General features: G+C 39.1%; 8 protein-coding genes and 1 pseudogene. 1 reads left to right on the top strand and 8 read right to left on the bottom strand.

The window, feature by feature from the left end; translation table 11 throughout:
• The coding region (locus Q8907_09120; GenBank protein MDP4274424.1) for an O-antigen ligase family protein at positions 1-558 on the top strand (558 nt) is incomplete at its 5' end.
• On the opposite strand, the gene Q8907_09115 is transcribed toward Q8907_09120, so the two are convergent.
• The 8 genes and pseudogenes from Q8907_09115 to rhuM all read right to left on the bottom strand — a co-directional run bounded on the left by Q8907_09115 (position 551) and on the right by rhuM (position 8,331).
• Positions 551-1,783 carry a SpoIIE family protein phosphatase gene (locus Q8907_09115; protein ID MDP4274423.1) on the bottom strand — a complete coding sequence of 411 codons (1,233 nt, stop codon included), beginning with the start codon at positions 1,781-1,783 and terminating at the stop codon, positions 551-553. The two genes, Q8907_09120 and Q8907_09115, sit on opposite strands and share 8 nt — an antisense overlap.
• Positions 1,784-1,815: 32 nt before the next feature.
• Positions 1,816-2,385 carry an elongation factor P gene (efp, locus tag Q8907_09110; protein MDP4274422.1) on the bottom strand — a complete coding sequence of 190 codons (570 nt, stop codon included), beginning with the start codon at positions 2,383-2,385 and terminating at the stop codon, positions 1,816-1,818.
• Positions 2,386-2,480: 95 nt separating this feature from the next.
• Positions 2,481-3,266 (bottom strand): DUF3108 domain-containing protein, encoded by a 786-nt coding sequence (locus tag Q8907_09105; GenBank protein MDP4274421.1) that lies wholly within the window; start codon positions 3,264-3,266, stop codon positions 2,481-2,483.
• Between the two features lie 104 nt (positions 3,267-3,370).
• Entirely contained in the window at positions 3,371-4,081 is a 711-nt protein-coding gene (gene tsaB, locus Q8907_09100) for a tRNA (adenosine(37)-N6)-threonylcarbamoyltransferase complex dimerization subunit type 1 TsaB (GenBank protein MDP4274420.1), read from the bottom strand.
• A 56-nt stretch (positions 4,082-4,137) separates the two neighbouring features.
• Entirely contained in the window at positions 4,138-5,484 is a 1,347-nt protein-coding gene (locus Q8907_09095) for an efflux RND transporter periplasmic adaptor subunit (GenBank protein MDP4274419.1), read from the bottom strand.
• Between the two features lie 7 nt (positions 5,485-5,491).
• Complete coding sequence (locus Q8907_09090) at positions 5,492-6,922, bottom strand: TolC family protein (protein MDP4274418.1); 1,431 nt, start codon at positions 6,920-6,922, stop codon at positions 5,492-5,494.
• Positions 6,923-7,180: 258 nt separating this feature from the next.
• Positions 7,181-7,702 (bottom strand): DUF421 domain-containing protein, encoded by a 522-nt coding sequence (locus Q8907_09085; GenBank protein MDP4274417.1) that lies wholly within the window; start codon positions 7,700-7,702, stop codon positions 7,181-7,183.
• 121 nt (positions 7,703-7,823) lie between these two features.
• Positions 7,824-8,331, bottom strand: a pseudogene (gene rhuM / locus Q8907_09080) (RhuM family protein).
• Positions 8,332-8,591 lie beyond the last annotated feature (260 nt).

Below are 8,591 nucleotides of genomic sequence, written 5' to 3'. Positions count from 1 at the left end.
CTGAACCGCATGGAAAGCAACCGTAAAGTTTCGTCATCGGATATCACACAGCATATAGAGTCCATTTCCAACATATCCAACGACCCGTCAAATGTGGAGCGGCTCAACCGCTGGGCTTCAGCGTTCAGGATGTTCAAGGAAAAGCCGATTTTCGGCTGGGGACCCGGCACCTATATGTTTCAATATGCACCTTATCAGGTATCTTATGAAAAAACAGTGATCAGTACCAACTCGGGTGATATGGGCAATGCGCATAGCGAGTACATCGGCCCGCTCACAGAATCAGGAGTCCTGGGAACATTGACTTATCTGACGGTTTTAATTACAGCCATTTATACAGGGATAAAAGTATATTCAAGAAGTTCAAGAAGGGCGGTGAAAATATTTGTATTGTCCGTAGTGCTTGGACTGACTACCTATGCAATACATGGCTTTGTCAATAATTTTTTAGATACGGATAAAGCATCAGTGCCATTTTGGGCATTTATGGCCATCATTGTAGCCCTGGATGTATATTTTAACCCGGAAAAGCAAGCCGGGAAAAATCAGCTTACCTAAAAAATTCTATACCCAGGATTGAAATGTCATCAAAGATTTTTATGCTGTTTTCCAATATTTTCTGACTTCTGATAATATCCGAAATATTTTCTTCGACAGTCCCTTTATTGGCCAGACTTTTCTCAATGTTACCAAGGCCATATTGAATTCCGTTTTCATCGGACAATTCAATTAAACCGTCGGTGTAGCACAATAACTTGGTCCGTTCGTTAATTTGAACAACTCCTGGTTTGATCGAAGGGATTTCGTCAAGCATACCCATTCCCACACAGCCATTCTTGAGGTTTGACAGCTTTTCGCTTTCGGTTTCGTAAAGCAAAGGAGGGTTATGCCCCGCGTTGATGTATTCAAGCGTATAAGTCTCGCTGTTGTATTTTCCCAGAAACAGTGTGATGAACTTCTCACCGTTGGCCGAAACCATAACCCTTTCATTAAGCTTGCGGATTAAAACCGGCAGGGGAATTTCGGGGGTGTAAAGTGCACGGAGGTTGGCCTGGAAATTGGACATCAGCAAGGCCGCCGACATTCCCTTACCGGATACATCGGCAATGCAAAAACCGCTCAGATTGGGCGCCAGGGGAATATAATCGTAATAATCGCCACCCACCTCAAAATGAGGATGATAAAATGCAGCAACATGCAACTTCCCGTTCTGTGGAAGGACATCCTGAGCAGGGATCAGCATATTTTGCATCTTCGAAGCCATTTCCAACTCCTTTTTCAACCTTTCCTGTTGAAGGCTTTCCTGGAACAAGCGGCGGTTTTCAATGGCAACGATAATAATATTGGAAAGAGTCTGTATAAAATGCAGGTGCTTGATTGTAGGGCTTACCCCTTCCGCTTCTTCGTCAATATCACCAATCAGGACATAAGCAATGGGAGCACTCTTGTCCAAAACCGGGATAACAATATCAAAAACATCTAATGATGCAATAGGAGAAGAAGTGACAAAAGTAATTTCCGAAAAAGGCAAAAGATCGTTCTCCACATTGATCATATCCTGAATGTTAGCTTTAAAGCCTGAATTAAGGATACATTCCCATGTCTCATGGAACTTAAAAATCAATATTTTCCCAATATTGAGGTCTTCTCTCAGGATCTTCTCATAGCGCTGGAGAAGTTTTTCGGTAGGAAGATTTTCATTAATGGCATTAGTTATGTCAAGTAACGAATTCAACTTGAATGTAACCAGTTGCAACCGATTTTTTGCCCCGTCACTTGCCATAACTATAAACAGCTATATATTATTGATACTCATTATTCTTTTACTCTTTCTACGTAAGCCCTGGTTCTGGTATCAACCTTAATTTTATCGCCCTGATTAATAAATAAGGGTACATTGATTGAAGTACCTGTTTCAAGGGTAGCAGATTTCATGGCCGTAGTAGATGAAGTATCACCTTTGATGCCCGGCTCCGAATAAGTGATTTCCAAAACAACAAAAGGAGGAAGTTCACAGGTTAAAGGAGTATCGGTATCCACGTGATAAACGACTTCAACCTTTTGTCCTTCTTTCATCAGATCCGAATTTTCAATCATATCAGGATTAATGGTGATCTGTTCGAAAGTCTCGGTATGCATGAAATTGAAACCATTATCGTCTTTGTACAGGTATTGATAAGGCCTGCGTTCAACATTAGGGGTGTTAATCTTCACACCCGAATTAAAAGTATTATCAATTACTCTTCCGGTTCTGAGGTTTTTCAGTTTTGTTCTGACAAAAGCAGGGCCCTTGCCCGGTTTTACATGTTGAAACTGAACGATTGTATATAAATCATTATTAAACTCTATACATAATCCGTTCTTAAAGTCTGAAGTATTTGCCATATTACGTTATTAAATTAAAATGATGCAAAAATAAGGTAAAAGCTTTAATTATAATATTTAGTACAATAAATATTTTAATTTTCAGCTCTTTCCTTTTATTTTTTAAGGTTTCTCAAGGGTCTCTTAAGATTAGAATAATTGACCAGGTCACATTTAAAAGATCCTACCCACATATCAAACTTAACCTGAATAGGGATCATATTGGAATCATTTGAAAGCCATATTGTCATATCATCATCATGTTTGAAGATACGGCCCTTTTCAACAACAGGGACAAATTTCAAACAATTAAATGTACCCAATTGGGTATTTATGGTTTCTGTGCCCCGGTAACGAATTTGAAACGGGAATATCTCATCACTGAAAAAAGTGACCAGATCAATAACCGTTCCATATTTCATTTCATTGAAATTAAGACGGCGAAGGTAATACAGGGAGGAAACCATATCCAGGATATTGGCCGGCACCTTATGCACTCCCGATTTCATGCTGGTTACCGTGTTGCTTTCATGGTTAAAAAGGGCTTCATTGTACCGCTTATAATTGCCTTCATGAATATTTCTGACCGACTTAAGAGGCAAACCGTTTGACATATCAAAAAAGCTCTCATATACGTCATGTACACGGAATATTTTATCGGTAATACCTGTTGTTTTAGCCGTGGCAACTGCATGATATACCTTTCGCCCGAACAAATATTCTTCCCCTAAAATTAAAGTGGCTGTGCCTCCATTAATTGGGCCGTAATGGATCAGGAACTGAATGGTCTCTCCTGCCTGAAATGCATGATTTTGTTGATGTATCTTGGGAAGCCTTTGTCCTGAAAGTACGACCGGCAACAAAAAGATCGAAATCCACAAAAATATTTTAAACCTTTTCAAACAAAAATTTTTAATTTCCATACCTTGTCATTGTTACGAATTCCAAATATCTTTTCTTTCTTCAAGGATAATGCCAACCTTATAGAAATGATCATCTAAAACCATTAAAGAGTCAGAATACTTTTTTTAGGGGTAGTTGCAACAAAATCTTTGAGATAGAAAGGTTCAAAATAAGCCACATCTTCAAATTTCTTCATTCTGAATGCACTTTCAGAAAGAGGGATCATATCTTTTGCAGATGGTTCCCTGTTTATAGAAAAAAATGCATGGGGATGAACAATTGATTTTTGGCATTTCACTGCCCCACTGCCAAAGAAATAAACAGGCCTGCGGTCAAGTAATTCTTTGTACGATTCAGGAGTAATAATATCAGCATGAGTTTCTGTCATCCTTTCTGCATCAGTATTAAAAAATGCAGTATAAACTTCCATTCTCCGCGCATCTATCATGGGACAAAGCCAGGCATTTTGATCAGCCCCACTTTTAAACATATCCTCATGAGCGACAGAGTATGCCATGCATTCCAAGGTAGAGATTCCTATCAGCGGAATACCTGCTCCGTAACATAAACCTTTTGCTGTAGATACCCCAATACGAAGGCCTGTATATGAACCCGGGCCTTTACTTACGGCAACGGCATCCAGTTTAATCGCTTCAAGATTGTTTTCCTTTAATAACCCGTCAATGTATAATCCCAGCAAAGAAGCATGGGTATTATTTTCAGTACTTTCTTTATATCCAATTAGGTTCCCGTCCTTAGAAAGCGATACAGAACACATCTGTGCTGACGTCTCAATATTTAATATAACCGGCATTTTTATCCCAACTTATTTTATCAGGGACAAAAATACGGTTTTTTTAATCGCAAAGTTTACTTTTGATTTTCAAATAGTTTTTCCTTAGGTACTTTTTCAACCTGAGTTCCATCTTTTAATTTCTTTGAAATAGCGTTGTAAGGAGCTACCACAACTTCGTCTCCTTCTTTCAGGCCGGAGAGAATTTCAATGTTGTAATTATCCTGTATCCCTGTTTTGACTTCGCAGATTTTTACTTTTTTATCTTTCTGATTATAAAGGAATACAATTTCTTTCCTGACACTATCCGTCAGTTGCTTCCCTTGATTTCCGGATTTTTCAGTTGCTGCTGAAGCCCTGAGTGCCGAATCGCTTTTTGCCGTAACCGCCTGAATAGGAACAGTCAGGATATTATGTTTCTTGATCGTCTGAATATCAACATTTGCAGACATTCCCGGTCGAAATGGATTTCTGTTCCCTTGAGCGATAAGATTCCTGTATGAATTCCTCAGCAGCAGAATCTTGACGGTGAAATTGGTGACCTGATCGGCAGAAGAAACATTTGTGGTATTTGCAGAGTTTGAAATTTCAGTCACTGTACCTTTAAATTTCTGATCCAAATAAGCATCCACCTCAACAAGGGCAGTATCCCCAACTTTTACGCGGACAATATCATTTTCGTTCACATCCACCTTAACTTCCATGCGGTTAAGATCGGCAATACGAAGCATTTCGGTACCTGCCATCATGGAAGTACCTACTACCCGCTCCCCTTTCTCAACATTCAGGGCAGAAACAATTCCGCTCATCGGGGCATAGATGGATGTTTTCACCAGGTTCTCATTGGCTTCCTTCAATGAAGCATCAGCACTTTTAATGTTATATTCGGCTGATTTTACATTCTGTTTTGCTGCTTCCACATCAGATTGCGACATCTCATAAGTAGACATAGCCGATTCCCAGTCGGATTGAGAAATAGCTTTCTGCTGCCACAGTTTTTTACTGCGCTCATAAGCAAGTTTGTTTTGTTCAAACTGGGCTTTAGACTGAGCCAGGCGGGCCAAAGCATTTTGATAAGCCGACTTTGCCGTATTAACAGCGGCTGCAGCACGATCACGTCCGGAAATATAAATATCCGGCTTTATTTTTAACAACAGCTGCCCCTTGGTCACGCTATCCCCTTCTTTCACATACAAAGCCACAATCTCACCCGAAACATCAGGACTGATTTTTACTTCAGTTTCAGGTTGTATTTTCCCATTTGCGGTAATGGTCTCAATAATGGAATGCCGCCCTACTTTTTCGGTGCTCACCTTAATGGCATCGGCTTTCCCAAGCCATCCGGCTTTCTTCCCGATAATCACGATAATAATCAGCACGATTACGGCAATTATCAGATATCTCAGTGTCTTTTTCGATTTCATAACTAAACTATAATGTTATAGGATTCCCCTTATAAAAATCTAGAACTTTCAATTTGAAAATATATTCATATTTGGCCTGCAATAATTCTGACTGGGTTTTGGCCAACTGATTTTTGACTGTGCTGTAATCCACAAAATTCATCAACCCGATTTCATATTTTTGTTGGGTGTACTTGAATGATTCTTCAATCGATGACAAGGCCTTATCGGTGGCCCTGTATTTCTTTAAAGCTGCAAGGGCATCGGTATAAGCCTGGCAGATATCCTTATACAGCATGTTTTTTGCATTTTGCAGAGAATATTTCGAGTTCACCATAGCCAGCTTTGCATTGGCAATGGAAGAATTCGCTTTCCAGCCGTTAAAAATCGGGATGCTCAGGCCCAGCATAATGTTAGTATTGGCATTATCCTTGATCTGGTTATTAAAAGGATAATTGCCGTAAATTGGGGTTTGGGCAGGCAACGATACCACAGTTTCTCCAGTTGTCTGGGTCTTTCCAATAGGAAACGTTTGAAAATCGCTAAGCCCGGTTACTCTTTCGCGTATATCAGAATAACCGCTTCCGTATGAAGCTCCAAGAGTCAGCCTGGGGCTTCGTTCAGCTTTTGCTATAGCAAGTCCTTTTTCAGCACTTAAAAGAGAATACTGTGCTGCCCTGATTTGGGGTAATTCCTGAGCACGGTTGAATACCGAATCAATCGTAAACTCAAGAGTATCAATTTTAATGAATCCCAGGTTGGGCTTTTCTATTTCAAAATTTTTAATCGAATCAAGATCAAGCAACTGGATCAGGGTGAGCTTTGACAGATCCAGTGAATTCTGGCTGTTTACAACCTGAAGCTCGTCTGAGGCTGCCTGCGCCTGAATTTCAAACAGCTTGCCCTGCGGTACGCTGCCTGCATTGTACAATGTCCGGGTATGATCCACCTGCTGTTGGCTCAGTTCAAGCTGATTGTTGGCGACCTCCAGCAATTCCTGGCAAAACAGGATTTGCAGAAATGCGGAAGCTATATTCAGCGAAATATCATTTTTTACTTTTTCGACATTGGATAAACTGGCCATTAAATTAAAATGATTCTGTTTGATAGTGTTGGCCTGCTGAAAACCTGAAAATAAGTTCACCGAACTGTTGACCGAAAAATTCGAAGATTTAATTTTCTGATTACTTGTAAATTGATAAGTCGTTTGATCTAGCGCACGCCCCAGTGAATAGTTAAACCCTCCGGAAGCATTCAAGTTTGGCAAAACATCCAATCTTGACTGAAGATAAGTATTCTCGCTCATCCTGGCATTCACCTCCTGCTGCTTTACCTGCAGATTGTGTGCTATGGCATAATCAATGCACTTCCGCAGCGACCAGGAGCCCTGCCCAATAGCAGTACCCGTGGAAGTCCATGCAACCAGCAAAAGGGATAGGAAAAAATTATAGAACTTCATATACATAAAATTACTTTATTCTGTTATTAAATTAACCGGATAAGCAACTCTTCCTACACCAATATCCTTCAAACACCACTATAAATTGCAGTTGAGAATTTCTCCAAAACTTTGTATTGCTAAATTAAATTAAAGTTTAATCATTTTAAAATTCTATCTATAAAATATTTACCTTAAATTGATTTCCAAAACAAAACCTTGAACCATCGCCTCATAAAACTTAGCCAACAAACTGAATCACTATTATTTCCAAAATAATTACAAAGATTTCTTTTGCATTTGTTTTTTCCCTCTTGAAATATGCCGGGTAGACCTTTTCTGGTAATTATCGGAAAGAATGCTTATGTTGCCGTCAACTTCTAGCAAGGCCAGATTTACATCCTTAATGCTTGATACCCCATGCTCGCGGATGGCTTCCAGCAATTCATCGGTAGTAAGCCGCACTTTTCTCATGTTCTTATCATTTACCCTGCCGTTGTATACAATCACAACAGCTTCGCCTTCCATCAGGTGGGTGAATTTTCTTGAACGGTACTGCAGGTACTTGAAAAGATAATCGATCAAAAACAGGGTAAGGGCAGCCACCAGTCCGCCCAGCAGGGTGGAATCGGAGCCCACCATGGCATTCTGCACCGCATTGCTGATCAGCAACACAAAAACCAGGTCCATGACCGAGAGCTGGGCCAACTCCTTTTTGCCAAATATGCGGATGGCTATCGTAATGAAAACATACACGGCAGCCGAACTGAATACGATATTTAAAATGGAATTGTGAAACATGGTGTACTTTATTAATTTAAAATGATTGATATAAATTTGTATATTTCCTTATAAAAATTTAGGATGAATAAACTTTCAGTAATTTTCCGCTCCTTTTAAATTTAAAACATATTGTCTCGGATCAATTATTTTTATTTATCAAATTTAAAATCACTTTGGTCATTGTATCCTTTTCTTCAGGCTTACTTACTGCAATCATTAAAGTCAATGCAACCAAGGTATTATCGGCAATTCGTTTATTCGCATCGGAAAAAGAATGATTTTTGGTAATGAAATATAACAGATTCCTTAAGAATTCTGTTGGCCCAAATTCTAAATTGAATTCCCCGCTTTGAATTAACCCGGTATCCAACTGATATGATCGCATCAAGATTGTATAATTTCACTTTTCTGTTTACATTCCTTGCCCCTTCTTCTTGAACTACCGAGGAATCCTCGGTAGTTGTATTCTCCACTAATTCACCTGATTGATATATGTTTTTAAGATGAAGGCCTATCGTATCTTTATCCTTTTCAAAAAGTTGTGCCATCTGTTTTTGAGAAAGCCAAACCGTTTCCTGATCAAATTTTACATTAATTTCTGTTTGTCCATCATCCGTTTGGTATATTCTTATCTCCGAACCAGCCATAATAAAAGATTTTTACAGATCTATAAAATTATCTATAATTTTAACATCAATTCTCTTTAATGAATGTTAAAAATAAGAATTACCGAGTACTTTTCTTTTTGGAAAAAGCGGACTTTAATCAGTGTGACATCATAGCCAGAAACCGCATACTCGCATGGTATTCACAATTAGCACGTTTTTATTAAGCTATAGCATTAATCGTTGCAAATATTGAAAAGATAACTATACTTTTTATGGATTTCTTTCACAAGTTCGAGCGG

Source organism: Bacteroidota bacterium (assembly GCA_030706565.1).
Classification (GTDB): Bacteria; Bacteroidota; Bacteroidia; order Bacteroidales; family JAUZOH01; genus JAUZOH01.
This window is presented reverse-complemented; position numbering and strand designations above follow the sequence as displayed.